Annotated in this window: 23 protein-coding genes; 12 read left to right on the forward strand and 11 right to left on the reverse strand. The window is 62.2% G+C overall.

Annotation, left to right across the window (positions count from 1 at the left end):
• Window positions 1-139: 139 nt before the first annotated feature.
• Both H0Z09_RS26400 and exaA read right to left on the reverse strand, forming a co-directional pair.
• Entirely contained in the window at window positions 140-787 is a 648-nt protein-coding gene (locus tag H0Z09_RS26400) for a pentapeptide repeat-containing protein (protein WP_186694697.1), read from the reverse strand.
• Window positions 788-844: 57 nt separating this feature from the next.
• Window positions 845-2,740 (reverse strand): quinoprotein ethanol dehydrogenase, encoded by a 1,896-nt coding sequence (exaA, locus tag H0Z09_RS26405; RefSeq protein WP_186694699.1) that lies wholly within the window; start codon window positions 2,738-2,740, stop codon window positions 845-847.
• Between the two features lie 253 nt (window positions 2,741-2,993).
• On the opposite strand from exaA, the gene pedF reads away from it, so the two are divergent.
• The 11 genes from pedF (at window position 2,994) to H0Z09_RS26460 (ending at window position 15,420) form a co-directional block, all read left to right on the forward strand.
• The gene (gene pedF / locus H0Z09_RS26410; RefSeq protein ID WP_186694700.1) at window positions 2,994-3,455 is read left to right on the forward strand and encodes a cytochrome c-550 PedF; all 462 of its coding nucleotides are present in this window, start codon (window positions 2,994-2,996) and stop codon (window positions 3,453-3,455) included.
• A 3-nt stretch (window positions 3,456-3,458) separates the two neighbouring features.
• Window positions 3,459-4,202, forward strand: a complete 744-nt coding sequence (locus H0Z09_RS26415; protein WP_186694701.1) for a quinoprotein dehydrogenase-associated SoxYZ-like carrier — start codon at window positions 3,459-3,461, stop codon at window positions 4,200-4,202.
• Window positions 4,199-5,137 (forward strand): quinoprotein relay system zinc metallohydrolase 1, encoded by a 939-nt coding sequence (locus H0Z09_RS26420; protein WP_186694702.1) that lies wholly within the window; start codon window positions 4,199-4,201, stop codon window positions 5,135-5,137. The genes H0Z09_RS26415 and H0Z09_RS26420 overlap by 4 nt, the downstream gene beginning before the upstream one ends.
• A gap of 14 nt (window positions 5,138-5,151) precedes the next feature.
• The gene (locus H0Z09_RS26425; RefSeq protein ID WP_186694703.1) at window positions 5,152-6,672 is read left to right on the forward strand and encodes an aldehyde dehydrogenase family protein; all 1,521 of its coding nucleotides are present in this window, start codon (window positions 5,152-5,154) and stop codon (window positions 6,670-6,672) included.
• Between the two features lie 428 nt (window positions 6,673-7,100).
• Window positions 7,101-7,172, forward strand: a complete 72-nt coding sequence (gene pqqA / locus H0Z09_RS26430) for a pyrroloquinoline quinone precursor peptide PqqA (protein ID WP_124086857.1) — start codon at window positions 7,101-7,103, stop codon at window positions 7,170-7,172.
• A gap of 103 nt (window positions 7,173-7,275) precedes the next feature.
• Window positions 7,276-8,439 (forward strand): alcohol dehydrogenase-like regulatory protein ErcA, encoded by a 1,164-nt coding sequence (gene ercA / locus H0Z09_RS26435; RefSeq protein ID WP_076954664.1) that lies wholly within the window; start codon window positions 7,276-7,278, stop codon window positions 8,437-8,439.
• Window positions 8,423-9,793 carry a hybrid sensor histidine kinase/response regulator gene (locus tag H0Z09_RS26440; RefSeq protein WP_186694704.1) on the forward strand — a complete coding sequence of 457 codons (1,371 nt, stop codon included), beginning with the start codon at window positions 8,423-8,425 and terminating at the stop codon, window positions 9,791-9,793. Before ercA ends, H0Z09_RS26440 begins: the two co-directional genes overlap by 17 nt.
• Window positions 9,794-10,019: 226 nt before the next feature.
• A complete protein-coding gene (locus H0Z09_RS26445; protein WP_186694706.1) occupies window positions 10,020-11,498 on the forward strand; it encodes a DASS family sodium-coupled anion symporter in 1,479 nt (492 codons plus the stop codon).
• A gap of 602 nt (window positions 11,499-12,100) precedes the next feature.
• On the forward strand, window positions 12,101-12,358 hold the full coding sequence (locus H0Z09_RS26450) for a DUF3077 domain-containing protein (RefSeq protein ID WP_186694708.1): 258 nt from the start codon (window positions 12,101-12,103) through the stop codon (window positions 12,356-12,358).
• Between the two features lie 276 nt (window positions 12,359-12,634).
• Window positions 12,635-14,278: an MFS transporter gene (locus H0Z09_RS26455; protein ID WP_186694711.1), complete on the forward strand. Its 1,644-nt coding sequence runs from the start codon at window positions 12,635-12,637 to the stop codon at window positions 14,276-14,278.
• On the forward strand, window positions 14,275-15,420 hold the full coding sequence (locus H0Z09_RS26460) for an HlyD family secretion protein (protein WP_186694714.1): 1,146 nt from the start codon (window positions 14,275-14,277) through the stop codon (window positions 15,418-15,420). Before H0Z09_RS26455 ends, H0Z09_RS26460 begins: the two co-directional genes overlap by 4 nt.
• Before the next feature lie 185 nt (window positions 15,421-15,605).
• Here the strand turns inward: H0Z09_RS26460 and H0Z09_RS26465 are convergent, their stop codons facing one another.
• The 9 genes from H0Z09_RS26465 to copC form a co-directional block, all read right to left on the reverse strand.
• Window positions 15,606-16,508, reverse strand: a complete 903-nt coding sequence (locus H0Z09_RS26465; RefSeq protein WP_186694716.1) for an aldose 1-epimerase — start codon at window positions 16,506-16,508, stop codon at window positions 15,606-15,608.
• 176 nt (window positions 16,509-16,684) lie between these two features.
• Complete coding sequence (locus H0Z09_RS26470; RefSeq protein ID WP_186694718.1) at window positions 16,685-17,965, reverse strand: TRAP transporter large permease; 1,281 nt, start codon at window positions 17,963-17,965, stop codon at window positions 16,685-16,687.
• 1 nt (window position 17,966) lies between these two features.
• The gene (locus H0Z09_RS26475; RefSeq protein ID WP_186694720.1) at window positions 17,967-18,494 is read right to left on the reverse strand and encodes a TRAP transporter small permease; all 528 of its coding nucleotides are present in this window, start codon (window positions 18,492-18,494) and stop codon (window positions 17,967-17,969) included.
• 65 nt (window positions 18,495-18,559) lie between these two features.
• On the reverse strand, window positions 18,560-19,522 hold the full coding sequence (locus H0Z09_RS26480; protein WP_186694722.1) for a TRAP transporter substrate-binding protein: 963 nt from the start codon (window positions 19,520-19,522) through the stop codon (window positions 18,560-18,562).
• Between the two features lie 54 nt (window positions 19,523-19,576).
• Window positions 19,577-20,452: an SMP-30/gluconolactonase/LRE family protein gene (locus tag H0Z09_RS26485; RefSeq protein ID WP_186694725.1), complete on the reverse strand. Its 876-nt coding sequence runs from the start codon at window positions 20,450-20,452 to the stop codon at window positions 19,577-19,579.
• Window positions 20,453-20,481: 29 nt separating this feature from the next.
• Window positions 20,482-21,300: an NAD(P)-dependent oxidoreductase gene (locus H0Z09_RS26490; protein ID WP_186694727.1), complete on the reverse strand. Its 819-nt coding sequence runs from the start codon at window positions 21,298-21,300 to the stop codon at window positions 20,482-20,484.
• Between the two features lie 233 nt (window positions 21,301-21,533).
• Window positions 21,534-22,796, reverse strand: coding sequence for an OprD family outer membrane porin (locus tag H0Z09_RS26495; RefSeq protein WP_186694729.1), 1,263 nt, complete (start codon window positions 22,794-22,796; stop codon window positions 21,534-21,536).
• Window positions 22,797-23,055: 259 nt separating this feature from the next.
• Window positions 23,056-23,913 carry a copper homeostasis membrane protein CopD gene (gene copD, locus H0Z09_RS26500; protein ID WP_186694731.1) on the reverse strand — a complete coding sequence of 286 codons (858 nt, stop codon included), beginning with the start codon at window positions 23,911-23,913 and terminating at the stop codon, window positions 23,056-23,058.
• 3 nt (window positions 23,914-23,916) lie between these two features.
• Window positions 23,917-24,282, reverse strand: a complete 366-nt coding sequence (gene copC, locus H0Z09_RS26505; RefSeq protein WP_186694733.1) for a copper homeostasis periplasmic binding protein CopC — start codon at window positions 24,280-24,282, stop codon at window positions 23,917-23,919.
• 116 nt (window positions 24,283-24,398) lie between these two features.
• Between copC and H0Z09_RS26510 the strand changes: the two genes are divergently transcribed.
• Complete coding sequence (locus H0Z09_RS26510; RefSeq protein WP_076954650.1) at window positions 24,399-25,019, forward strand: TetR/AcrR family transcriptional regulator; 621 nt, start codon at window positions 24,399-24,401, stop codon at window positions 25,017-25,019.
• Window positions 25,020-25,199: the final 180 nt, after the last annotated feature.

Below are 25,199 nucleotides of genomic sequence, written 5' to 3' on the forward strand. Positions count from 1 at the left end.
CCTTTTGGTTACTTTTGGGCTCTTTCCAAAAGTGACCCGCCGTAAGGGCGGAACCAATAGCCGCCGTTACCCAAATAACGGATATGTACACCGTCAACCCAAAAGCCTGGTCGGCCCAGAGGCCGCCACGGAAATCACCTCAACGATCCCACCCCCCAGGGCACCCCTCACACCCCTCCATATTCGCATCCTGAAAATTCGCATAATGCTGCCGGCTCCCCGTAAGCCTGGCCTTTTCCAAATTACTCTCCCCAAACTTGGCCTCCTGCAAATTGGCATCACTCAGATCGGCACCCTGCAGGTCAGCCTTGCTCAACCAGGTCATCTCCAGATCCGCCGCACGCAGGTTGGCCTTGTGCAGCTTCGCGCCCGACAAGCGTGCAAACTGCAGGTAGGCCGCGCTGAGGTTGGCGTTTTCAAATTGCGCGCCCTGGGCAAACATGCCCCAGCCTTGCACGGCGGTCAGCGTGGCGCCGGTCAAGTCCGCCAGGCGCAGGTTGCTTTGTTGCAGGCTGGCGCGGGTCAGGTTGGCGCCTTGCAACCGGGCTTTTTCCAGGTTGGCCAGGTCGAGGTTGGCGTGGCGCAGGTTGGCCTCGCGCAGGTCGGCCCCGGCCAGGTTCATTTTGCTCAGGTTCTGGTTGCTCAGGTTCGCACCCTTGAGGTCGGCGCCGGGGCATTGGCTGTGTTCGGCGATGGTGCAGCCGTTGATGATCAGCGGGGCGTCGTCGCCGTCGTCGGCATGGGCCAGAGGCAGGCTTAGCAGGAGCAGTAAAGGCAAGAGTTTCATGGCAAGGCCTCTAAAGAAGAACAGCAGGGAGAGTGTTTTCACTCTCCCTGCCCAGGGTTATTTCTGCGCGGTTTTCTGATCCCAGCTCGGGATCTTGAACACCCAGAACGACCCACCCTGTGCCACCGGCTTGGTCAGTTCGGCCATGTCGCCGCCCCACAGCGGCACCGCACCGCCATAGCCGACGGTCACGCCGATGTACTGCTCGCCATCCTGTTCCCAGGTGATCGGCGGCGAGACGATGCCGCTGCCGGTTTGGAACTTCCACAGTTCCTTGCCGGTTTTCGCGTCGAAGGCCTTGAAGAAGCCGTCGCCGGTGCCGGTGAAGACCAGGTTGCCCTTGGTCGCCAGCACGCCGGCCCACAGCGGCAGGGCTTCCTTGTGCTCCCACACCACCTTGCCGGTGGTCGGGTTCATCGCGCGCAGGGTGCCGACGTGATCGTCGTACATGCGTTTGATACGAAAGCCCATGCCCAGGTAGGCCGAGCCTTTCTTGTAGTTGACCTCTTCGGTCCAGTATTCCTCTTTCCATTGGTTGCCCGGGATGTAAAACAGACCGGTGTCCTGGCTGTAAGCCATGGGGTTCCAGTTCTTGCCACCGAGGAACGGCGGCGAGACTTCCACCGACTTGCCCTTGGTTTCACCGGGCAATGGCTTGGCCGGACGCTGGCCTTCGTTTTCCACCGGGCGGCCGGTCTTGAGGTCGATGTGGCTGGCCCAGGTGATGTTGTCGACGAACGGGAAGGCGTTCTGCAGCTTGCCGTTGTTGCGGTCCACCACGTAGAAGAAGCCGTTGCGGTCGGCATGGCCGGTGGCCTTGACCACTTTGCCGTCCTTGTCCTTGTAGTCGAACAGCACCAGTTCGTTGTTGCCGGAGAAGTCCCAGGCGTCGTTCGGGGTGTGTTGGTAGAACCACTTCACTTCGCCGGTGCTGGGGTCGACGCCGACCTGGCCCGAGGTGTAGAGGCTGTCGAAGTCATGGGGGTTGCCGTCCTTGGCGGTGCGCGCCCAGGTGTTCCACGGGCCTGGGTTGCCGGCGCCGACGATGATGGTGTTGGTCTCGGCATCGAAGCTCGCGCTCTGCCAAGGTGCGCCGCCGCCATGGCTCCACGCCTCGACCTTGCCGGTTTCTGTGGTCGGGTCATCGGGCCACGACGGCGCCTTCACGTCGCCGGTCGGCGTGCTGTCCTTGCCGTTCAGGCGGCCCATGTGGCCTTCCACGAACGGGCGCATCCAGACTTCTTCACCAGTGTCCGGGTCACGTGCATACAGCTGGCCGACTACGCCGAATTCATCGCCGGAGCTGCCGTGGATCAGCAGCACCTTGCCGCTGACCTTGTCCTTGATCAGCACCGGGGCGCCGGTCATGGTATAGCCGGCGGCGTGGTCGCCGAATTTCTTGTTCCACACCACTTTGCCGGTGTTTTTGTCGAGGGCGATCAGGCGCGCGTCGAGGGTGCCGAAGTAGATCTTGTCGCCGAAGATCGCCGCGCCACGGTTGACCACGTCACAGCACGGGCGAATGTTGTCGGGCAAGCGGTGGTTGTAGGTCCACAGGCGCTTGCCGGTCTTCGCATCAAGTGCGAACACGCGGGAGTAGGAGCCGGTGACGTACACCACGCCGTCGTTGACGATGGCCTGGGATTCCTGGCCACGCTGCTTCTCGTCGCCGAACGAGTAGGACCAGGCCGGGGTGAGCTTGAACACGTTCTTGTCGTTGACCTGGGCCAAGGGGCTCCAGCGCTGGGCATTGGTGCCCATGCCATATTGCAGCACGTCCTTGGTGGTCAGGTGATCGTTGGCGATGTCTTCCCAGGTCACGTTGTGGGTCGGCTTGGCAGCGGGGTCAGCGGCGGCATGGCTCGCGGCACTGAGGGACAGGCTGCCCACCAGCAGAAAAGCCTGCACGGCAAGGCTTAAAGGTGAGCGGGCGGGTAGCGATCTTATTGTCATGGTTGCAGTTCCCAGTGGAGGTTTTGGCCTGTACAGGTTGCTGCCTGGCGGGGGTGGCGAATACGGAAAAAGTCCCGGTGTTGCCGGGACAATTTCCCGAACCGCCTCTGATTTAGCAGTGCCCCACAAGGCCTGCTACCAACGGATGAGAACCCGGCCACCAAAGCAGCATACGGGTGCCGTCGAGCGCTTCCTAAGATGGTTGCCATGGCCTCTGCCAAGAGGTCTTGCGTGCAATCCTGAGGGAAAAATAATGACAACAAAACGCAACGCCTTGCTGACTGCCTGCCTGCTTGCCGGTGCGATCGGTGCCGGTTCCGCCTGGGCCCACGGCAACGTGACCCCAACCGCCGTGGAAACCAAAGGCCTCACGCCGATCAAGGACGCCGGCGTGCCGCTGGACGCCGATGGCTGGGCCGCCACCAACCCTTATCGCACCACCTCCGAACGTGACAAGGCGGTGGAGGTCGGCGCCTCGGCGTACAACCAGAACTGCGCGGCGTGCCATGGCCTGGAAGCCAAGTCCGGCGGAATCGCGCCCGACCTGCGCATGCTCGATGCCGGCGACGCCGGGGATGAATGGTTCGTCGAGCGCGTCCGCCACGGCGCCGTGCGCGATGGCCGGGTGTACATGCCGAAGATGGCCGACTACCTGAGCCAGGAAGCCCTGTGGGCGGTGCGCACCTACCTCGACAGCGTGCACGTCGAGGAGTAAGCCATGCGCCTGCGCGGGTGGTGGATCTGTTGTGTGCCGATGCTGGCCTGGGGCGCGCCCGTCGACCCGGTGCCCTCGGTGATGTGGGCCTACTATCACCAGCTTTTTCTCGCCAATGCACCGTTCGTGTTCGACGAGCGGGTCAAGCTCCTGGCGCCGCCGTTCGCCGAAGATGCGCGCCAGGTACCGTTGGAGATCGATGCCCGCGCATTCAAGGGTGACGTGGTCAAGATCCTCGCCTGGGCCGAACTCAACCCGCTGCCGCAGATCGTCGACTTCCAGCCCATGGAGCGCGTGCTGCCATGGCTGTCGATCCGCGTGCGTATCGAACAGGCCACGCCGTTGCGCGCGGCGGTGTTGACCCGGGACGGACTGTGGCACGTCGGCTCGGCCCTGATCGATGCCGCCGGCGGCGGCTGCACGGCGCCCAGCGTGGTACGCACGCAACCAGGTTGGGAGGACCACCTGGGCGAAGTGCTCGGCGGGCGTTACCCGCGCGCAATGTTCAGCCGGGTAAAGCTGCACGTTGCCCACCCGATGGATAACGGCATGGTCAGCGGCATTCCCGAGTTTTTCATCAACCATGCCGAACTGCACGGTGACGACGACCGGCTGTTGGCGCGCCTGGAACTGTTCCCCGCCGTCAGCGAAAACCCCAACCTGGCCTTTGACATCGAGGGCCCTGGGCCCACACGCCTGATCCTGCGCGACACCAGCGGCAGCCAATTCGAGGCGGCCATCCCATGAACCCACGCTGGATAATGCTCTGGCTGATCCTGTTCAGCCTGCCGGTGCTGGCCGAGCTGGATTACGGCCTCAAGCCCCGCTTGATCGCCGACGACACCTGGCTGCTGGAAGGCAGCACGGCCAATTTCACCAAGGATAACGGCGGCAACATCGTCAACGTCGGGTTCATCGTCACCGAAGCCGGCGTAGTGGTGATCGACACCGGGCCGTCCAGGCGCTACGGCGAAGCACTGCGCCAGGCCATCGCACGGGTCACCGATAAGCCGGTGATCCAGGTGTTGCTGACTCACCACCATCCCGACCATGCGCTGGGCAACCAAGCGTTCAAGGATGTGCCGATCGGCGCCCTGGCCGGCACCGCGGAGTTGCTGCATGCGCAGGGCGACAGCCTGGCCGAGAACCTGTACCGCCTGGTCGGCGACTGGATGCGCGGCACCGAAGTGGTCCTGCCCGGCGAAGTGCTGCAGGCCGGCGTGAAAACCTTCGGCAGCCACGATCTGCAGCTGCTGCATCTGCGCGGCCACACGGGCGCTGACCTGGCGATCCTCGACCGCACGACCGGCGTGCTGTTCGCCGGTGACCTGGTGTTCTACCAGCGCGCACTCACCACCCCGCATACACCGGGCCTTGCGCAGTGGCGGGCGGACATCGCCACCCTGCAAGGCTTGCCATGGACGCTGGTGGTGCCCGGCCACGGCCCCATCGCGACCGACGCGAAACCCTTCGAACAGATGCGCGACTACCTCACCTGGCTCGACCAGTTGCTGCGCGACGGTGCGGCCCAAGGCCGCGACATGCCCGAGCTGATCCGCAGCCCGATTCCCGAACGATTCTCGGCCATCAACCTGGCGCGCTACGAACTGACCCGCAGCGTGACTCATTTGTACCCGCAGTACGAACGCACCCAGATGCAGCCCATCAATACCCAACAATAAATAGAGGCCTCACCATGATCTACGCACAACCTGGCACCCCCGGCGCCATCGTCAGCTTCAAACCGCGCTACGGCAATTACATCGGTGGTGAGTTCGTCGCACCGATCAATGGCGAATACTTCACCAATACCTCGCCGGTCACTGGCGAAGTCATCGCCGAATTCCCACGCTCCAGCGCCGCCGATATCGACAAGGCCCTCGACGCCGCCCACGCCGCCGCCGCCGCCTGGGGCAAGACCTCGGCCCAGGACCGCTCCCTGGTACTGCTGAAAATCGCCGACCGTATCGAGCAGAACCTCGAAGTGCTGGCCGTGGCCGAGACCTGGGACAACGGCAAGGCCGTGCGTGAAACCCTCAACGCCGACGTGCCGCTGGCCGCTGATCATTTCCGCTACTTCGCCGGTTGCATCCGCGCCCAGGAAGGCGGCGCCGCCGAGATCAACGAACTGACCGCCGCTTACCATTTTCATGAGCCGCTGGGTGTGGTCGGGCAGATCATCCCGTGGAACTTCCCGCTGTTGATGGCCGCGTGGAAACTGGCGCCTGCGTTGGCCGCCGGTAACTGCATCGTGCTCAAGCCGGCCGAGCAGACGCCGCTGTCGATCATGGTGTTTGCCGAGCTGATCAATGATCTGCTGCCGCCGGGCGTGCTGAATATCGTCCAGGGCTTCGGCCGCGAAGCGGGGGAGGCGCTGGCCACCAGCAAGCGCATCGCCAAGATCGCCTTTACCGGTTCCACTCCGGTGGGCGCACACATCATGCACGCGGCCGCCGAGAACCTCATTCCGTCCACCGTGGAACTGGGCGGCAAGTCGCCGAACATCTTCTTTGAAGACATCATGCAGGCCGAGCCGCAATTCATCGAAAAAGCCGCCGAAGGCCTGGTGCTGGCCTTCTTCAACCAGGGCGAAGTGTGCACGTGCCCGTCGCGGGCCCTGGTGCAGGAGTCGATTTACGACGACTTCATGAAAGTGGTGATGAAGAAGATCGTCAAGATCAAGCGTGGCAACCCGCTGGACACCGAGACCATGGTCGGCGCCCAGGCGTCCGAGCAGCAATATGACAAGATCCTCTCCTACCTGAAGATCGCCCAGGAAGAGGGCGCAGTGCTGTTGACCGGCGGCGCGGCCGAGCGTCTGGAGGGCGACCTGGCCAGCGGTTATTACATCCAGCCGACCCTGCTCAAGGGCCACAACAAGATGCGCGTGTTCCAGGAAGAAATCTTCGGTCCGGTGGTGGGTATTACCACCTTCAAGGACGAGGCCGAAGCGCTGGCGATCGCCAACGACAGCGAGTTCGGCCTGGGCGCCGGCCTGTGGACCCGCGACATCAACCGCGCGTACCGCATGGGCCGGGCGATCAAGGCCGGGCGGGTGTGGACCAACTGTTATCACCTGTACCCGGCGCATGCGGCGTTTGGGGGGTATAAAAAATCCGGTGTCGGCCGTGAAAACCACAAAATGATGCTCGACCATTACCAACAGACCAAAAACCTGCTGGTGAGCTACGACATCAACCCACTGGGGTTCTTCTAACCCTGACTTGAAATGCCATCACCTGTGGGAGCTGGCTTGCCTGCGATAGCCATAGGTATCTACATAATTTAAAAGGCTGAAAAATCTCCCTGTAGTGAGCGGGCTTGTCGAATCGTCGCACCGCCCGCGCTGGGTGGCGAAGCCGCCCCAATAAAGGCATCGCCGAACTAGAGGTAGAACCCGGCCGCCTGGTTTGGGGCCGCTTCGCAGCCCAGCGCGGGCGGTGCGACGATTCGTCAAGCCCGCTCACTACAAAAATGTGTAGATACCTATAGCTATCGCAGGCAAGCCAGCTCCCACATTTGGTTGATGTGACTCTGATACTAATGCAGCGTGCCAATTCCTTCGAAAGTAGCATTCGCCGCGCACACGCCCCATGCATTAATGACTCGACCGGAACCCTCCGGCACAACAAGAGGACTGCCCCCATGTGGACCAAACCGACCTACACCGACCTGCGTATCGGCTTTGAAGTCACGATGTACTTCGCCAACCGCTGACCGCGGGTACTACCAGGAGGATGCCTCTTTGGTCTGATTGCATTCGCAGCCGGATCGGTTAGTGTGGAGCGCATCTTCCAGAATAATAAAAACAGGCTTTCCAATGAGCCCAAACCTGAGCCTCCTGCGTAAATTCGTCTCGCCTGAAATCATCTTTGGTGCCGGCTGCCGACACAACGTCGGCAATTGCGCCAAGACCTTTGGCGCGCGCAAAGTACTGGTGGTCAGCGACCCCGGCGTGATCGCCGCCGGTTGGGTCGCCGATGTGGAAGCCAGCCTGCAAGCCATCGGTATCGACTATTGCCTGTACAGCGCCGTCTCGCCCAACCCGCGCGTCGAAGAAGTGATGACCGGCGCCGAGGTGTACCGCGAAAACCACTGCGACGTGATCGTGGCCATCGGCGGCGGTAGCCCGATGGACTGCGGCAAGGCCATCGGTATCGTGGTAGCCCATGGGCGCAGCATCCTGGAGTTCGAAGGCGTCGACACCATCCGCGTGCCCAGCCCGCCGCTGATCCTGATCCCCACCACCGCCGGCACCTCGGCGGATGTCTCGCAGTTCGTGATCATTTCCAACCAGCAGGAACGCATGAAGTTCTCCATCGTCAGCAAGGCGGTGGTGCCGGACGTATCGCTGATCGACCCGGAAACCACCGCCAGCATGGACCCGTTCCTGTCCGCCTGCACCGGCATCGACGCGTTGGTGCATGCCATCGAAGCGTTCGTCTCCACCGGCCACGGCCCGCTCACCGACCCCCATGCGCTGGAGGCGATGCGCCTGATCAATGGCAACCTGGTGCAGATGATTGCCAACCCCGGCGACATCGCCCTGCGCGAAAAAATCATGCTCGGCAGCATGCAGGCCGGGCTGGCGTTTTCCAATGCGATCCTGGGTGCGGTGCACGCGATGTCCCACAGCCTCGGCGGTTTTCTCGACTTGCCTCACGGGCTGTGCAACGCGGTATTGGTGGAGCATGTGGTGGCCTTCAATTACAACTCGGCGCCGGAACGCTTCAAAGTGATCGCCGAGACGTTTGGCATCGACTGCCGGGGCCTCAATCATCGGCAGATCTGCGGGCGCCTGGTGGAACACCTGATTGCGCTCAAGCATGCGATTGGCTTCCACGAAACCCTCGGTTTGCATGGGGTGCGCGTGGCCGATATTCCGTTCCTGTCCCAGCATGCGATGCACGACCCGTGCATCCTCACCAACCCGAGGGAATCGAGCCAGCGTGACGTCGAGGTCGTCTATGGCGAAGCTCTCTGACGACCAGCAACGCGCGCTTGCGGGTCTGCTCGGGCTGGGCAACCAGTCGGCGCGCAAGAGCCACTATCCCGAGCTGACGGCACGCCTGGATGAACTGGAGGCCGAGCGCAACCGCTATATCCGCCTCAACGATGAGCTGGAGCAGCGTGTCGCGGCGCGCACCGACGAACTGCTGGAGGCCAACCACAACTTGCAGCAGCAGATCGCCCAGCGCGAACAGGTTGAGCAGGACTTGCGCGACGCCCGCGACGCCGCCCAGGCCGCCAACCGCAGCAAGGACAAATACCTGGCCGCGGCCAGCCATGACCTGCTGCAGCCTTTGAATGCGGCGCGGTTGTTGATCGCCACCCTGCGTGAGCGGCAATTGCCCAGCGTTGAGCAGGTGCTGGTGGAGCGCACGCACCAGGCGCTGGAGGGGGCCGAGGACCTGCTCACCGACTTGCTGGATATTTCGCGGCTGGATCAGGCGGCGGTCAAGCCGGATGTGGCGCTGTATCGCCTCGACGAGCTGTTTGCGCCGCTGGTCTCGGAGTTTCAATCGGTGGCCCAGGCGGCCGGGTTGAACCTGCGGGTGCATACCGGCTGCTATGCGATCAACACCGACCTGCGCCTGCTGACGCGGATCCTGCGTAATTTCCTGAGCAATGCCTGCCGTTATACCGACGAGGGTTGCATCCTGCTCGGCGCGCGCAAGCGCGGTAATGGTTTGCGCCTGGAGGTATGGGACACCGGGCGCGGCATTGCGGCGGACCGGCTGCAGGCAATCTTCCTCGAGTTCAACCAGCTCGATGTCGGCCGCGCGGCGGACCGCAAGGGCGTGGGGCTGGGCTTGGCGATTGTCGAGCGTATCGCCGATATTCTCGGGTATCCGATTGCGGTGCGTTCGTGGCCGGGGCGTGGCTCGATGTTCAGCATCGAAGTGCCCCTGAGTGATGAAATGCCGCTGCCGATCAGCCAACTGCCGGTGCAACCGACCACGGGCAACCCGCTGCCGGGGCGGCGGTTGCTGGTGATCGACAACGAGGTGAGCATCCTCGAAAGCATGCGCGCGTTGCTCGGGCAGTGGGGCTGCGAAGTGGTCACCGCCACCGACCAGGCCGGTGCTTTGCTGGCGCTGGAGGGCAGGGCGCCGGAGTTGATCCTGGCCGATTATCACCTGGACCATGGGGTGGTGGGGTGCCAGGTGGTGCGCCATTTACGCGAGCATTTCGAGCAGAAGATTCCTGCGGTGATCATTACGGCCGACCGCACCGACCAGTGCCGCCGCGCGTTGCGGCGGCTCGACGCACCGCTGTTGAACAAGCCGGTCAAGCCCGGCAAATTGCGCGCGGTCCTGAGCCAGATGCTCGGCTGACTCCACAGCGAACCGAACCCCCATGTGGGAGTAGACCTCTGTGGGAGCTGGCTTGCCTGCGATAGCATCACAGCGGTATGCCGGTTGCACCGCGGTGATGCTATCGCAGGCAAGCCAGCTCCCACACAACCAGCCGCCACATGGGAAGCGGTTGACACCCGTCAACACCGCACCCAGCAGTTTGCGCCATGCTCCGCGCCTGATTTAAAGGCCGACGGAGCACCCCATGAACGCCCCCGCAACAACCGCTGCATCATTCAAGTTGCCCCTGGGCCTGGTGTTCGCCGTGCTGGTGATGGTCGGCGTGCTGTTGTTGCCGCTGCCCGCCGACTTGCCCGTGGCCGGGCACCGCATGCTGGCGATCCTCGCGTTTGCCGTAGTGGTGTGGATCACTGAAGCGGTGTCCTATGAAGCCAGCGCGATCATGATCACTTCGCTCATGGCGTTTTTGCTCGGCACCGCGCCGTCGATCCAGGACCCTGCGCACCTGATCGGCACCAGCCCTGCGATCAGCATGGCGCTCACCGGCTTCTCCAACCCGGCGCTGGCGCTGGTGGCGGGCGCGCTGTTCATCGCCGCCGCCATGACCCACACCGGCCTGGACCGACGTATCGCGCTGGTCACGCTCAGCCGAGTGGGCACCAGCACCCGACGCATCCTGTTGGGGGCGATTGCGGTGACCATTCTGCTCAGCCTGGTAGTGCCCAGCGCCACCGCACGCAGTGCCTGTGTGGTGCCGATCATGATGGGCGTGATCGCCGCGTTCGGCGTCGACAAACGCTCGAATATCGCCGCCGGCATCATGATCGTGGTGGCCCAGGGCACCAGCATCTGGAACGTCGGCATCCAGACCGCCGCTGCGCAGAACCTGCTGACGGTCGGCTTCATGGACAAGATGCTCGGCCAGCGCGTGTCGTGGATCGACTGGCTGATCGCCGGTGCGCCGTGGGCGTTGATCATGTCGGCGGTGCTGCTGTTCCTGGTGCTCAAACTGTTGCCGCCGGAAACCGACAGCATCCCTGGAGGTAAAGAGGCAGTGGCACAGTCGCTGGCAGAGATAGGGCCGATGACCGGGCCGCAAAAGCGTCTGTTAAGCGTGTCGGTCCTGCTGCTGCTGGCCTGGGCGACAGAAGGTCGGCTGCACAGTTTCGACACCACCTCCACGACCTATGCCGGGTTGGTATTCCTGCTGCTGCCGGGCATTGGCGTGATGACCTGGAAGGATGTGCAGTCGCGTATCCCGTGGGGCACGGTCATCGTGTTCGGCGTGGGCATCAGCCTGGGCACGGCGCTGCTGACGACCCAGGCCGGGCAGTGGCTGGGTTCCACTGTTGTGGCCCACACGGGGCTGGATCAGGTGGGGCCGTTGGGCGTGTTTGCGATCCTTGGCGCGTTCCTGATCCTGATTCACCTGGGTTTCGCCAGCGCCACCGCGCTGACCTCGGCGTTGCTGCCGATCCTGATTGCAGTGCTGCAGACCTTGCCGGGTGATTTTAGCCGGTTGGGCATGACCATGCTGTTGGGGTTTGTAATGAGCTACGGGTTTATCCTGCCGATCAATGCGCCGCAGAATATGGTGTGCCTGGGGACGGGGACGTTCACGGCGCGGCAGTTTGCCAAGGTGGGGGTTCTGGTGACGTTGATTGGCTATCTACTGATGCTGGTGTTTGCAGCTACGTACTGGAGTTGGTTGGGTTGGGTTTGACTGTGCATTCCATGTGGGAGCTGGCTTGCCTGCGATGGCCATAGGTATCTACACAATTTTCAGAGGCTGGCGAATTCCCCTGTGGCGAGCGGGCTTGTCCCGCGTTGGGCTGCGCAGCAGCCCCAAAACCAGGCGCAGAGGACAGTCTGATACTCCGCATTCGTCTTCATTGGGGCTGCTTCGCAGCCCAACGCGGGCGGTGCGACGATTCGACAAGCCCGCTCGCCACAACAGCCCATTCAGCGTCGTGCCAAAATTGTGTAGATACCTATGCTGCGATGGCATCAACTCGGGGTGCCTGATGTACTGAGGTGTTTGCATCGCCACCAGTTGCATCCACAAACTGCGCCGCCTATGATTCGTCCCGTCACTGCAAAATCAGTGACCGGGTTTGGTCACCCGTCCAATGTCAGGCGCACAAGCGCCAACGAGGTATTTCAGGCGCTTTTTTGTGCTTGCGAGAATGCTTCATGGTGGGCTGTGCGCGGGGCACTTTCGAGTGCGCCGGGTGCCTGACATCCCGGTTGACCAACCTGCGTACGGCCTGCCACCTTTCGTTTGGTCACGAGGGAGGCGGCTCCATCTATGTCAGGAGCTTCACTATGAAAAAAGCTACTCCCAATCCCCCCGAAACGGCTTTAACCCATCCGCTCTTTAGCGTTCGTTCTGATGTAAGCACGGAAGAGGCGCTGAGCAACGCCAGTGAAATTCTTGAAACGGCTGCGGTCACGGGGCATGAGGCAGCTCAGCATATGCAGGGTGTTCACCGCGAACAATTAATGACGCTGGTGCAGTCTGTTGAAATGGCACAGATGTTGGTTGAAGCCGTCTTGAGCCGCGACTGCCCTGTCGCTTCTTGATCGCAGTCTTCAAAACAAAACACGTCCAATGTGGGAGCGGCGGTGCGACGATTCGACTTGCTCGCGAATACGGAGTGTCAGTCGCTGGATGTAGTAACTGACCCACTGCCTTCGCGAGCAAGTCGAATCGTCGCACCGCCGCTCCCGTATTTTTGACCGTGTCCGCATCCAGCATCAATTTCCGCTTCAAGATGGCAAGATGAACTCTGCCCAGGTTTTCCACTCCCTGAGTAAAGGTTCCACCGACTTCCCCCGTCGGTTCATCAAGGCCACTGAATGAACAAATACACCCCCCGCACCTGGGAGCCGCATGAGCGGCCCAGCCTGCCCGGTTCGCCGTCTACGCCGCTGCACCCGACGCACAAGCGCTGGCTGTTCGCGATGGTCGGCGTGCTGGTGGCAATTACCGGTGGGCTGGGGAACGCGCTGGTGATCGCCAACCTGCAATACCTGCAAGGCGCGCTTGGCGCGACCACCGCCGAAATGGCCTGGCTGCCCGCCGCGTACGTGATGACCAATGTGTGCATGAACCTGCTGCTGGTCAAATTTCGCCAGCAGTTCGGCCTGCGCGTGTTTACCGAGGTGTTCCTGGTGCTCTATGCGCTGGTGACCTTCGGGCATTTGTTCGTCAATGACCTCAACTCGGCCATCGCCGTGCGGGCGGCACACGGGATGGTCGGGGCGGCGCTGACTTCGTTGGGTTTGTACTACATGATCCAGGCCTTCCCGGCCAAGTGGCGCTTGAAGGCGCTGGTGCTGGGCCTCGGCACGGCGCAGTTGGCGTTGCCGCTGGCGCGGTTGTTCTCTGAAGATTTGCTGCAAATCGCCGAATGGCGCGGGCTGTACCTGTTCGAGCTGGGCTTGGCGCTGATCTGCCTGGGGTGCGTGTTCCTGCTCAAGCTGCCCCCGGGCGACCGGTTCAAGACCTTTGAAAAACTCGACTTCCTGACCTTTGCCATCCTCGCCACCGGCGTCGCCCTGCTTTGCGCGGTGCTGTCGCTGGGGCGCATCGACTGGTGGCTGGAAGCACCGTGGATCGGCATCGCCTCGGCCTGTTCCCTGGTGCTGATCATGGCCGGTCTGGCCATCGAGCATAACCGCGCCAACCCGCTGCTGATGACCCGCTGGCTGGGCAGCGGCACCATGATTCGCCTGGCGCTGGCGGTGATCCTGATTCGCATGGTGCTGTCCGAACAGTCCACCGGCGCCGTGGGGTTCATGCAGATGTTGAACATGAGCTACCAGCAGATGCACACGCTGTACGTGGTGATGCTGGCCGGGGCGATTGCCGGGTTGTCGGTGAGCGCGCTGACGATCAACCCGGCGCATTTGCTGATGCCCCTGGTGATCTCCCTGGCGCTGATGGCCACCGGCTCGGTGATGGACAGTTTTTCCAGCAACCTGACCCGGCCGCAGAACCTGTACATCAGCCAGTTCCTGCTAGGCTTCGGCGGTACGTTCTTTCTGGGGCCGACCATGGTGCTGGGCACCAAGAACGTGTTGGCCAACCCGCGCAACCTGGTGAGCTTTTCGGTGATGTTCGGTATCTGCCAGAACCTGGGCGGCCTGATCGGCGCGGCGTTGCTGGGCACCTTCCAGATCGTGCGCGAGAAATATCACTCCAGCATGATCGTCGAGCACCTGACCCTGCTCGACCCGCGTGTGGCCGCGCGGGTGCAGAGCGGCGGCTCGGCCTATGCCGGGATTGCCGCCGACCCCGAGCTGCGCAACCTGATGGGCATTCGCAGCCTGGCCACGGCGGCCACCCGTGAAGCGAACGTGATGGCCTACAACGATGTCTTCATGCTGATCGCGATCATCGCGATCCTGACCATGATCTGGATCTTTATCCGCAGTCTGTGGCTGATGAGCACCACCAAAGCAGCCACTCCCGTTCAACCCAGCGGCGCACCGTCATGACCGAACCCACCACCACAACCACCAACGCAATCGCCTCCACCCCGGAAGGCACTACGCCGCCGGGCGCAACGGTGACTGAACCGCGCTCCTTGCGGGTGCGCATCCTCTCGTCGCTGGGCTTTGCCGCGATTGCGATTATCGGTGTGCTGATCGTGCTGTACGCCTGGCAATTGCCGCCGTTCAGCAGTGCGGTGGAGACCACCGAGAACGCCCTGGTACGTGGGCAGGTCACGATCATCGGCCCGCAGCTCAGCGGTTATGTGTTCGAAGTGCCGGTGCAGGATTTCCAGCACGTGAAGGCCGGCGACCTGCTGGTGCGTCTCGATGACCGCATCTACAAGCAGCGTCTCGATCAGGCGCTGGCACAATTGGCGGTGCAGCAGGCATCGTTGGCGAATGTGGTGCAGCAGCGCAACAGCGCCGAAGCCACGATCAAGTTGCGCCAGGCGGCCTTGGCGGACAGCCAGGCGCAGGCGCGCAAGAGCACCGCCGACCTGCGCCGCAACGAAGCGTTGATCAGCGACGGCTCGGTGTCCAAGCGTGAGCTGGATGTGACCCGCGCCGCCCATGCACAGACCCTCGCCGCTGTCGCGCAAGCCCAGGCCAGCCTGGAAATCGCCCGGCAGGATTTGCAGACGGTGATCGTCAACCGGGGTTCGCTGGAAGCCGCGGTGGCGAGTGCCGAGGCGGCGGTGGAGCTGGCGCGTATCGACCTGTCCAATACGCGCATCACCGCGCCGCGTGACGGCCAGTTGGGGCAGATCGGCGTGCGCCTGGGGGCCTACGTCAATTCCGGCGCGCAATTGATGGCGCTGGTGCCGCCGCAGCTGTGGGTGATCGCCAACCTGAAAGAAACCCAGATGGACAATGTGCAGGTCGGCCAGCCGGTGACCTTCACCGTCGATGCCCTCAACCACCGCAGATTCCACGGCACGGTGCAGCATATTTCGCCGGCGACTGGCTCGGAGTTCAGCCTGTTGCAGGCGGATAACGCCACCGGCAACTTTGTGAAGATTGCGCAGCGGGTGCCGGTGAGAATCACGGTGGATCCGGGTCAGGCCGAGAGCGAGCGGTTGCGGCCGGGGCTTTCGGTGGTGGTCAGTATCGACACCGCGGGGCGGCTGAAAAACAGTCCACCCTGACACAATCGAGGAGCAAAATTTCTGAATGTGCAGGAGAAATCTGTAGTGAGCGGGCTTGCCCCGCGCTGGGTGGCGAAGCCGCCCTAATACAGTTACCGCCGAGTTACGCGCAAAACCGAGTCGCCTGGTTTGGGGCGGCTTCGCCACCCAGCGCGGGCGGTGCGACGATTCGACAAGCCCGCTCACTACAACGGTGTGGTGTCTGAGGCTATCGCAGGCAAATGGGGTGTGTATTTCAGGGTGAAATCGAGGTGGGTTGACTGGCCTTGTTCCAGCAACGTGAGGCCAGGGCGGCCCGGCAGGTGATGCGCATTCACCGGATGGCTCACCGGTTCGATGCAAAAGAACCCCAACCCCGGCGGGCAGTACAGCAGGAAGTAATCGGCGCCGCTGGCCTGGCAGTCCAGCGCATAACCGAGTTCCGGTTGTTCGATGCGGCAATGCCCGTCCCACTGGCAAAAGCCATTGTCCACCAGGCCTTGGGGTAGAGCTTTTAATGCCTGGAAGTCCCACGCATCCGGCACGTTTGCCAGCCCGGTGGGCAACTTGGACGCATCACTCATCCACACCTGCGAAGCCTTGGCCTGCAGCCGAGTACCCGCCCGGCGCGGGAAGTAGGGATGCAACCCCAGGCCATGCCACGCGGCGTGTTCCGCCAGATGGGTCACGCGCAACGCGATGCTCAGTTCACCGTCATTCAATCGAAACCGTTGCTCGGCGCGATAGGCGAACGGCGTGTCGCACTCAACGGCCAACACCACCTCATGCGCCGACTGGCTCACGACCTGCCACGCCTGTTGCCAGGCCGAGCCATGAATCGGCAACGGGTCGGTGAGGCTGTTGGGCGCCAGGGCCAGCCAGCCGTCCGGGTTGGCGAAGCCGCCTGCGCCGATCCGGTTGGACCAGGGGGCCAGGGGGTAGCAGCCGAGCTTGCCCGGCAAGCCGGTGTTGATTGCCTGTTCATCGCTGTGGCGTAGCAGCGGCTGGCCGCTGGCGCGTACCGTCCAGTTGACGATGCTGCCACCAACAGAGGGCGCCAGGGTGAGGAGGGTGAGTTGATCGCGCAGTTCAAGGAACGTTGAAGACATGATTTCCCGCCGTATCAAATAGATCAAACACTGGAGAGCCAAATGTGGGAGCGGGCTTGCTCGCGAAAGCTGAGTGTCAGTCGACAGATTAATCGACTGATGCACCGCCTTCGCGAGCAAGTCGAATCGTCGCACCGCCGCTCCCACATTGGATTTTCTTCGTCTGATGAGTCGGTTTACAACACCACGCTCGGCAGCCACAGCGACAAGGCTGGAATGTAGGTCACCGCCATCAGAATCGCGAACAACACCGCATAAAACGGCAGCAGTGCCTTCACGGTCTTCTCGATACTGACCTTGCCCACCGCCGCGCCCACGAACAGCACCGCGCCCACCGGCGGGGTAATCAGGCCGATGCCCAGGTTCACCAGCATGATCATGCCGAAGTGCACCGGGTCCACACCAATGCCCAGCACCACCGGCAGCAAAATCGGCGTGAGGATCAGGATCAGCGGCGCCATGTCCATCACCGTGCCGAGCAACAGCAGCATGGCGTTGATGCACATCAGGATCACGTAGCGGTTGTCCGACAGGGTCAGGAACATCGTGGTGATTTTCGCCGGAATCTGCATCAGCGTCATGATGTAGCCGAAGCTGGCGGCGAAGGCGATGAGGATCATCACGATGGAAATGGTGCGCACCGTGCGGTGCATCAGCTTGGGCAGCTCGCTCCATTTGTAGTCGCGGTAGATGAACATGGTCACGAAGAACGCCCACAGCACGGCAATCGCGGCGGACTCGGTGGCGGTGAAAATACCCGAGAGGATGCCGCCGAGGATGATCACCATGGCCATCAGGCCCCAGAGCGCGTCGGCGGCGATTTTCAGCGCCTGCTTCAACGGAATGACTTCACCTTTGGGGTAGTCGCGCTTTTTCGCGAAGATCAGGCACAGCACCATCAGGCACGCGCTCATCAGCAGGCCCGGCACCACGCCGGCCATGAACAGCGAGGCGATCGAGACCGTGCCGCCGGCCGCCAGGGAGTAGAGCACCGAGTTGTGGCTGGGCGGCGTCAGCAGCGCTTGCACCGAGCCGCTGACGGTCACGGCCGTGGCGAATTCACGCGGATAGCCACGGCGTTCCATTTCCGGGATCAGCACCGAACCGACCGAGGCGGTATCGGCCACCGACGAGCCGGAAATTGCCCCAAAAAAAGTCGAGGCCATGATGTTCACCAGCGACAGGCCGCCGCGCACGAAGCCCACCAGCACCCCGGCGAAGGCCACCAGCCGCCGCGACATGCCGCCCTCGGCCATGATCGCCCCGGCCAGCACGAAGAACGGAATCGCCATCAACGAAAACTTGTTCACCCCGCCGGCGACCTGAATCATCAGGGCCTGGAACGGAATGTCGATCCACCACGCGCCAATCAGCGCCGACAGCCCCAGGGCATAGGCCACGGGCATGCCGATCAGGATCAAGGCGATAAAACTGCCCAACAGAATCAACGCGTCCATATCAGGCGGCCCCTTCGCTTTCTTCTACCAGGTCAAAACGTACGACCCGACGGTTGCTCTGGTCACCGAGCAGGAGTTTTTCCACGACAAAGATCAGGGTCAGCAGCCCGCCGATCGGAATCGGCATGTAGGTGATGCCCACGCGCAGGGTGGGAATGGCGCTCATGAACTGGTTCCAGGTGGACAGGCACAGTTTGGTGCCCCAGATGGTCATGAACAGGCAGATGGTGCCCATCAGCAATTGCGAGACGATGCCCGCGATTTGGCGCTGGCGGGGCGCCAGGCGGTCAGTGATCACGGCCACCGACATATGCGCCCCGGCGCGGTAACTGGCGGCCGCGCCGATAAACGTGAATACCAGCATCAGCAGGATGGCGGTGGGCTCGGGCCAACTGGAACCGGTACCGAGGACGTAGCGGGCGAAGATGCCCCAGGGAATGATCAGTGCCACCCCGAGCACCGAGAGGCCGGCGACCCAGATGCAGGTCATGTAGATGCGGTCGTTGATGCGCAGCAGTAAATTCTTCATGGCGTTCACCGTAACCGGGCGCGGTCGATAGGGACCGCGCCCGGCCTTGCAGGGAGAGGAGGGCGTTACTGAACGGCGTCGATACGCTTGATGATGTCAGCGTAAGGCGCGCCGTACTTGGCACGTACCGCCGCGGTGGCGTCGTAGAACGGCTTTTTGTCGACGGTGATGAACTCCACGCCAGCGGCCTTGAGCTTGGCTTCACTGCTGGCGGACTTGGCATCCCACAGCACGCGCTCGTCAGCCTGGGCGGCCTTGGCGGCTTTTTTCACCATGTCCTGCTGTGCGGGGGTGAGTTTGTTCCAGGTGATTTTCGACATCACGATGGGTTCGGGCAGGATCAAGTGCTCGGTGAGGGTGTAGTACTTGGCGTTCTGGAAGTGGTTGTGCTCAAGCATGGTCGGCGGGTTGTTTTCCGCGCCATCGATCACACCGGTTTGCAGGGCGCTGAAGATTTCGCCGGTGTCCATGGCAATGCCGTTGGCGCCCATGGCGTTGAAGGCATCGATGAACAAGGGGTTGCCTTGCACGCGAATCTTCATGCCCTTGAGGTCTTCGATCTTGCGCACCGGTTTCTTGGTGTAGAGGTTGCGCGTGCCGCCGTCCATCCAGGCCAGGGCGACCAGGCCGAATTCGGAGTCGGTGATCTTGGCGAGGATTTCATCGCCGATCTCGCCGTCGATGACCTTGCGCATATGCGCCTGGTCACGGAACACGAACGGCAGGTTGAATACGTTCACGTCCGGTACCACCGGGCCGACGATACCGAGGCTGACGCGGGTCATCTGGATGGCGCCGACCTGGGCCTGTTCGACCACTTCCTTCTCGGAACCCAGGACGCCGCCCGGAAAATACTTGAAGGTCAGTTCGCCGTTGCTTTCCTTGGTCAGGGCCTTGCCCATGTTTTCTTCCGCCACGACGGTGGGGTAGCCGGCGGGATGGATGTCGGCGAATTTGATTTCCAGCGCGTGGGCGGCGCTGCAGAGGGTCAAGCATGCAGCGGCGAGCAAGGTGCGTTTGAAGTCCATCGGGTACATCTCCAGTCTTGTTATTGTTTTTAGTTCAAGGGCAGAGCGATGCAGCTAGAGGGTGAACGTGGGCTCCGGCAATCCGGTGACGCCAGGGTTGAGGGCAAACACGCCGCCGGACAGCGACTGCTCACTCTGGTCATCACGGATCGAGGTGACGAACAGGGTGTCCAGGCGACTGCCGCCAAAGGCGCACATGGTGGGTTTTTTCACCGGCACGATGAGGGAACGGTCGAGGCGACCGTCGGGGGTGAAACGGTGGACCAGCCCGGCGTCGTTGGCGCAGATCCAGTAGCAGCCCTCGGCGTCCACGGCGGCGCCGTCGGGGCGGCCGAGGTGCTGGTGCATATCCACGAACACGCGGCGATTGGACGGCGTGCCGGTGTCGATGTCGTAGTCGAACGCCCAGACCTGCTGCACCAGCGGGTGCGAGTCCGAGGCGTACATTGTGCGGCCGTCGGGGCTGAAGGCCAGGCCGTTCAGGGTGATGAAACCGTCCAGTTGGGCATGGGGCGCCGAGCCGGCTGCGTAGCGATACAAGATGCCTTCGGCTGCGTTCAGGCCCATGTTCAGCACCATGCTGCCGGCCCAGAAACGGCCCTGGCGATCACAACGGCCGTCATTCAGGCGCATGTCCGGGCGCGGGTGCGTGACACTCGCCAGGGGCGTGGTGTCGAGGCTGCCGTCGTTGTGCGCGGTAAGCTGGAAGAAGCCGGTTTCCATTCCGGCGACCCAGTTGCCCGCATCGGTGCGGGCAATACAGGCGAGCATCTGCGGCGCTGTCCACGCGGCGATGTGCCCGGTGGCGGCGCTCCAGCGTTGCAGGCCGCCGTTGGGGATGTCCACCCAGTACAGCGCGTTTTCCTCGGGCACCCACACCGGGCATTCGCCCACGGCATTGCGGGCGTCGACGATCAGTTCAGCAGTCATGGCCGGTCATTCCCTTGGTTGATGTGAACTCAGTCACCGAATGGTCCGGCCGCGCAGAACGCACCGCCTTGATAAACCTTGGCCGGGTCGTTTTCGGCCACCGGTGGCTGGCTTTCGACCTGGGTGCGGAACACTTCGGAGCTGTCCTTGGGCGCGAAGCCCAGGTGTGCGGCGTAGCGGTTGTCCCACCAGGTGTCGAGGTTATCCGACATGCCATAGACCACGGTGTGGCCGACGTTTGGCGTGTACAGCGCGCGTTCGAGCAGTTGGGTCAGGTCGTCGAAGCTCAGCCAGGTGTGCATCATCCGGCGGTTCTGCGGTTGCGCAAACGAGGAGCCGATGCGGATGCTGACGGTCTCGATGCCGTAGCGGTCGAAGTAGAAACTGGCCATGTCCTCGCCGTAGGACTTGGACAGGCCGTAGTAGCTGTCCGGACGGCGCGGGGAGTGGGCGTCGAGTTTTTCGCCCTGTTTGTAAAAGCCGATCACGTGGTTGGAACTGGCAAAGATCACGCGCTTCACACCGTGACGCCGCGCGGCTTCGTAGATGTGGAAAACGCCGCTGATGTTGGCGCCGAGCACTTCTTCGAAGGGGCGTTCTACCGATACGCCGCCGAAGTGCAGGATTGCGTCGACGCCTTCGACCAGTTGGTGCACGGCTTGTTTGTCGGAGAGGTCGCAGGGCTGGACTTCTTCGGACGGGTCGGCAGCCGGAGCCATGTCGGCGATGTCCGACAGGCGCAGTACCTTGGCGTAAGGACGCAGGCGTTCGCGCAGGACTTTGCCGAGGCCGCCGGCCGCACCGGTGAGCAGCAGGCGGTTGAAGGGAGCTTGGGTGGTGGTGGTCATGGGGATTCCAATTTTTTGTTGTAGGTTGTCGTATGACTGTGTCGAAGTATTGTTAGGCGGCCCCAGGTTGTCAACGTTCTTACAGACGAATGAGACTCCAAAAGTGGGAGCGGGCTTGCTCGCGAAGGCGGTGTGTCAGTGACGCGGACTTCGACTGACACACCGCCTTCGCGAGCAAGCCCGCTCCCACAGGGGATTTGTGTCGGCAACCAATCCCCCGTTTGACGCAGTCCTTACAACAACGAGATCGGGTAGCTGACGAAAATCCGGTTCTCATCGAACTCGTTATTGCTGAAATCCCGACGCATGGTCGCGTTGCGCCATTTCACGTTGAGGTTCTTCAGCGCACCGCTCTGCACCGTATAGGCCAGTTCCGATTCACGCCCCCATTCCTTGCCATCGGTGATCGCCCCGGTGTGCACGTTGCTGCCGCTGATATAGCGGTTCATCAGGGTCAGCCCCGGCACGCCGAGCACCACGAAGTTGAAGTCATGGCGCACCTGCCAGGATTTTTCCTTGGCGTTATCGTAGCTGGCGTTGTAGCTGTCGTTGGCCAGGGTGCCGCCGCTGGTGCCGTTGATACGCATCCAGGCGCTGTCGCCGGTGAGTTTTTGCAGGCCGACGTAGAAGGTGTTGCCGCCGTACTTGGCCGAGAGCAGGGCGAATGCGGTCTTGTTGTCGAGGTCGCCGGCCAGGGCGCTGCCGTCTTCCTTGCCGTTGAAGAAGCCGAGGTTGGCGCCCAGGGTCCAGTCGCCCACGGGTTGGCTGTGGGTCAGGTTGAAGTACTGCTGCTGGTAGATATCGGTGAGTTCGGCGTACCAGACGCCGACCTGGGTGCGTTTGTCGTTGAAGGTGTATTCGCCGCCGCCGAAGTTGAAACGGTCCGAGGTGAACGCCGCTCGGCCGTTCATGAACATATCTTCCATGCTCGCGTCGTTGCGCGGGCTGTTGCCACGAAATTGCCCGCCGTAGAGGGTCAACCCAGCGATTTCGTTGGAGGTGACCTGGCCGCCACGAAAGGTCTGGGGCAGCGAGCGGCCATCGTCGGAGCGCAGGATCGGCAGCACCGGCATCCATTCGCCGACCTTCAGTTCGGTCTTCGACAGTTTGGTTTTCAGCGCAACGCCCAGACGCCCGAAGTTATCGGCGGGGCGGCCATCGTCGTGAATCGGCAGCAACTGCGTACCGCCGGTGCCTTTACCGCCATCGAGCTTTTGCGAGTACAGGCCCAGCACATCGATCCCGAAACCTACGGTGCCCTGGGTAAAGCCGGACTTGGCATCCAGGATGAAACTCTGGGTCCATTCTTCGGCTTTGCCCTGGGGGTTGGTCGGGTTGGTGAAGTTGCGATTGAAGTAGGCGTTACGCAAGTTGAGCGTGGCCTTGGCGTCGTCGACGAAACCTTCGGCGTGGGCGCCGAGGGGGAGGGTAAGGGCGAGGCTGCCAAGACTGATGAGACCGAGACACGAGGAGGAATTGCGGACGGATTGACGCACAGTGATGCTCCCTTTCTTTTGTTGTTTTTATTATTTGTTATACGTTGTCGTACAACATTGAGCGGGATATTTGCGGGGTTTTGCAGGCGTGTCAAGGGGAAGTTATACGATGATTAAAATCGTCGCGGATTAGGACGGGCACGGTCAATGTGGGAGCTGGCTTGCCTGCGATAGCATCGCCGCGACATGCCTGCCAGACCGAGTCGTCTGCATCGCAGGCAAGCCAGCTCCCACACTGAATGCATTTCAACAGGCGTATTCAGCCGGCCATGACCATCGGCGGCAGAGTGCCCAGCAGCGAAACCGCCGCCACCGCTGCAACACCTAGTAACCATTCCGTCATCACACTGGCCTTCAAACTGCCCAGGCGTTGCTCGCAACGTTCGATGCGCAGCCGATTCAGCAGCGCCAGTGCCAGCATCCCCCCGACCAACATCACCTTGATCAACAGAATCAGCGCAAACCCGCTGAACAAGGGCGTTGGCCACAGTTGCCCGGTGAGTACGCGCACATTGATCAACCCGGTCACCAGCAACCCGGCGACCAGGCCATAACCCACACCGCTGAAACGTCGCAGGATCGGCTCCAGCGCCACGCCTTGCGGCTGCCGCAGGATCAACACCAGCAACAGCAACCCACCGAGCCACGCACCGACGCACACCAGGTGCACCGCCTGGTTGAGGATCAGCAATTGCCCGCTGAGCCCGTCGAGCATGGCGCCGTGGCCGACCGGTGCTAGCGTCGCCAGCAGCAGCGCGATGAGCGGCAGGCGCAGGGCGCGCCAGGGCTTGACCAGCACGATCACCAGCAACAGGTTGAGCAACAGATGCCACACCCACACCTGGCCAAAAAACGTCTTGCCCAGTACCAACTGCACGGTGGCCGGCTGCAAGGCGGCGTCCCAACTGCCGGCCATGCTGGCGGTGATCAACAAGAGCCAGGCCACGCCGGTGAACAACCCCACCGCGGCCAGGCCACGGGTGAGACGCGTGAGTTGCCGGTCCAGCCCCGGCTGCGGTGCGGCACCCAGCAGCCAGGGCCTGAACGCACAGGCCCCGAACATCAGCAACACGACGGTGAAATGCACGAAGCGGCACAGCACCAACAGCGTCACCATGGATTACTGGCCAACCTTGAAGCTGTATTCGCCGCTGCTCTTGTGAGTGTCGACCGAGACCGCATTCCACACCACTTTGTAGTGGCCGGTCGCGAGCGGGGCGGCCGGGGTGACCACCAAGACCTTCTTGTCCGCGTCCGGGGTTTCCAGGCCTTTTATCGCGACTTCAGTGCCGTCCTTGCTCAGCGACACCTTGGTGAAGGTCGCCTCGACGCCTTCGCTGAAGGTCAGGCGCAAATCTTTGGGCGCCGCGACGCTGCTGTCTGCCGCCGGTTCCGAGCGTTGAAGGTGTGCATGGGCAAACGCCGCCGAAGCACCCAGCAGGGAAGCGAACAGGGCGACGGTGGTCAGGGCTTGCTTGATCAACATTGTGCAATACCAATCAATGGGTAGGAGCAGGCAGTGTACGAAGTTTCGACTGCGCCTGTCGCCCCGATCTAGAGCGGGTGGTAGTCTTTGGCGTATGTCTTTGTCAGGGAGCCCTTATGGGCAATCACAAGATCGGAATTCGTCGGGCCAACGTCGAGAAAATCCTGCTGGCGGCGGAGAAGATCTTCGCCGAAAAAGGCTATGGCAGCACCGCCATGGCCGACATCGCTGAACAAGCGCAACTGCCGCGTTCCAACCTGCATTATTACTTCACCACCAAGAGCGAGCTGTACAGCGCGGTACTGTTCGACCTGCTGGAAGTGTGGAAGCAGGACGCCCTGAGCTTCGAAACCTTCGATGACCCTCGGGTGGTGCTCAGCAGCTACATTCGCGCCAAGATGCAGCGCTCGCGCACCCGGCCCTATGGTTCGAAAGTCTGGGCCAACGAAATCATCCACGGTGCGCCCACCCTTGGTGAAGCGCTGGATGAAAGCCTGTACGATTGGGCCAAGATGAAAGAAGCGAAAATTCGCCAATGGGTGGAAGACAAACGCATCCTGCCGGTGGAGCCGTCGAGCCTGCTGTATATGATCTGGGCCTCGACCCAGCACTATGCCGACTTTGATCATCAGGTGAAGATTTTGAATGATCATCAGCCGTTGTCGGATATGCAGTTCGAGAGGGCGATACAGACGGTGACGGGGGTGATATTGCGGGGGATTGGGTTGGAGCCTTGAGCTTTGGGGGTGAAGGGGCGTTCGGCCAACGTGTTTGACGGTGCGATCCGAGATCAAAAGCAGAAGCGCGGCGGCCTTAGAACCGACCGGTATGTTGTGGTCGAACTCGGTCAAAACTGTGGGAGCGGGCTTGCTCGCGAAGGCGGTGTATCAGCAACTACATCTGTAACTGACCCACCG

The organism is Pseudomonas sp. SWRI18 (assembly GCF_014268345.1).
Lineage (GTDB): Bacteria > Pseudomonadota > Gammaproteobacteria > Pseudomonadales > Pseudomonadaceae > Aquipseudomonas > Aquipseudomonas cedrina.

What these genes read in the sequence shown, in the direction of transcription:
- H0Z09_RS26400 (WP_186694697.1), bottom strand. Translation starts at nt 787, where the DNA reads ATGAAACTCTTGCCTTTACTGCTCCTGCTAAGCCTGCCTCTGGCCCAT.
- exaA (WP_186694699.1), bottom strand. Translation starts at nt 2,740, where the DNA reads ATGACAATAAGATCGCTACCCGCCCGCTCACCTTTAAGCCTTGCCGTG.
- pedF (WP_186694700.1), top strand. Translation starts at nt 2,994, where the DNA reads ATGACAACAAAACGCAACGCCTTGCTGACTGCCTGCCTGCTTGCCGGT.
- H0Z09_RS26415 (WP_186694701.1), top strand. Translation starts at nt 3,459, where the DNA reads ATGCGCCTGCGCGGGTGGTGGATCTGTTGTGTGCCGATGCTGGCCTGG.
- H0Z09_RS26420 (WP_186694702.1), top strand. Translation starts at nt 4,199, where the DNA reads ATGAACCCACGCTGGATAATGCTCTGGCTGATCCTGTTCAGCCTGCCG.
- H0Z09_RS26425 (WP_186694703.1), top strand. Translation starts at nt 5,152, where the DNA reads ATGATCTACGCACAACCTGGCACCCCCGGCGCCATCGTCAGCTTCAAA.
- ercA (WP_076954664.1), top strand. Translation starts at nt 7,276, where the DNA reads ATGAGCCCAAACCTGAGCCTCCTGCGTAAATTCGTCTCGCCTGAAATC.
- H0Z09_RS26440 (WP_186694704.1), top strand. Translation starts at nt 8,423, where the DNA reads ATGGCGAAGCTCTCTGACGACCAGCAACGCGCGCTTGCGGGTCTGCTC.
- H0Z09_RS26445 (WP_186694706.1), top strand. Translation starts at nt 10,020, where the DNA reads ATGAACGCCCCCGCAACAACCGCTGCATCATTCAAGTTGCCCCTGGGC.
- H0Z09_RS26450 (WP_186694708.1), top strand. Translation starts at nt 12,101, where the DNA reads ATGAAAAAAGCTACTCCCAATCCCCCCGAAACGGCTTTAACCCATCCG.
- H0Z09_RS26455 (WP_186694711.1), top strand. Translation starts at nt 12,635, where the DNA reads ATGAACAAATACACCCCCCGCACCTGGGAGCCGCATGAGCGGCCCAGC.
- H0Z09_RS26460 (WP_186694714.1), top strand. Translation starts at nt 14,275, where the DNA reads ATGACCGAACCCACCACCACAACCACCAACGCAATCGCCTCCACCCCG.
- H0Z09_RS26465 (WP_186694716.1), bottom strand. Translation starts at nt 16,508, where the DNA reads ATGTCTTCAACGTTCCTTGAACTGCGCGATCAACTCACCCTCCTCACC.
- H0Z09_RS26470 (WP_186694718.1), bottom strand. Translation starts at nt 17,965, where the DNA reads ATGGACGCGTTGATTCTGTTGGGCAGTTTTATCGCCTTGATCCTGATC.
- H0Z09_RS26475 (WP_186694720.1), bottom strand. Translation starts at nt 18,494, where the DNA reads ATGAAGAATTTACTGCTGCGCATCAACGACCGCATCTACATGACCTGC.
- H0Z09_RS26480 (WP_186694722.1), bottom strand. Translation starts at nt 19,522, where the DNA reads ATGGACTTCAAACGCACCTTGCTCGCCGCTGCATGCTTGACCCTCTGC.
- H0Z09_RS26485 (WP_186694725.1), bottom strand. Translation starts at nt 20,452, where the DNA reads ATGACTGCTGAACTGATCGTCGACGCCCGCAATGCCGTGGGCGAATGC.
- H0Z09_RS26490 (WP_186694727.1), bottom strand. Translation starts at nt 21,300, where the DNA reads ATGACCACCACCACCCAAGCTCCCTTCAACCGCCTGCTGCTCACCGGT.
- copD (WP_186694731.1), bottom strand. Translation starts at nt 23,913, where the DNA reads ATGGTGACGCTGTTGGTGCTGTGCCGCTTCGTGCATTTCACCGTCGTG.
- copC (WP_186694733.1), bottom strand. Translation starts at nt 24,282, where the DNA reads ATGTTGATCAAGCAAGCCCTGACCACCGTCGCCCTGTTCGCTTCCCTG.
- H0Z09_RS26510 (WP_076954650.1), top strand. Translation starts at nt 24,399, where the DNA reads ATGGGCAATCACAAGATCGGAATTCGTCGGGCCAACGTCGAGAAAATC.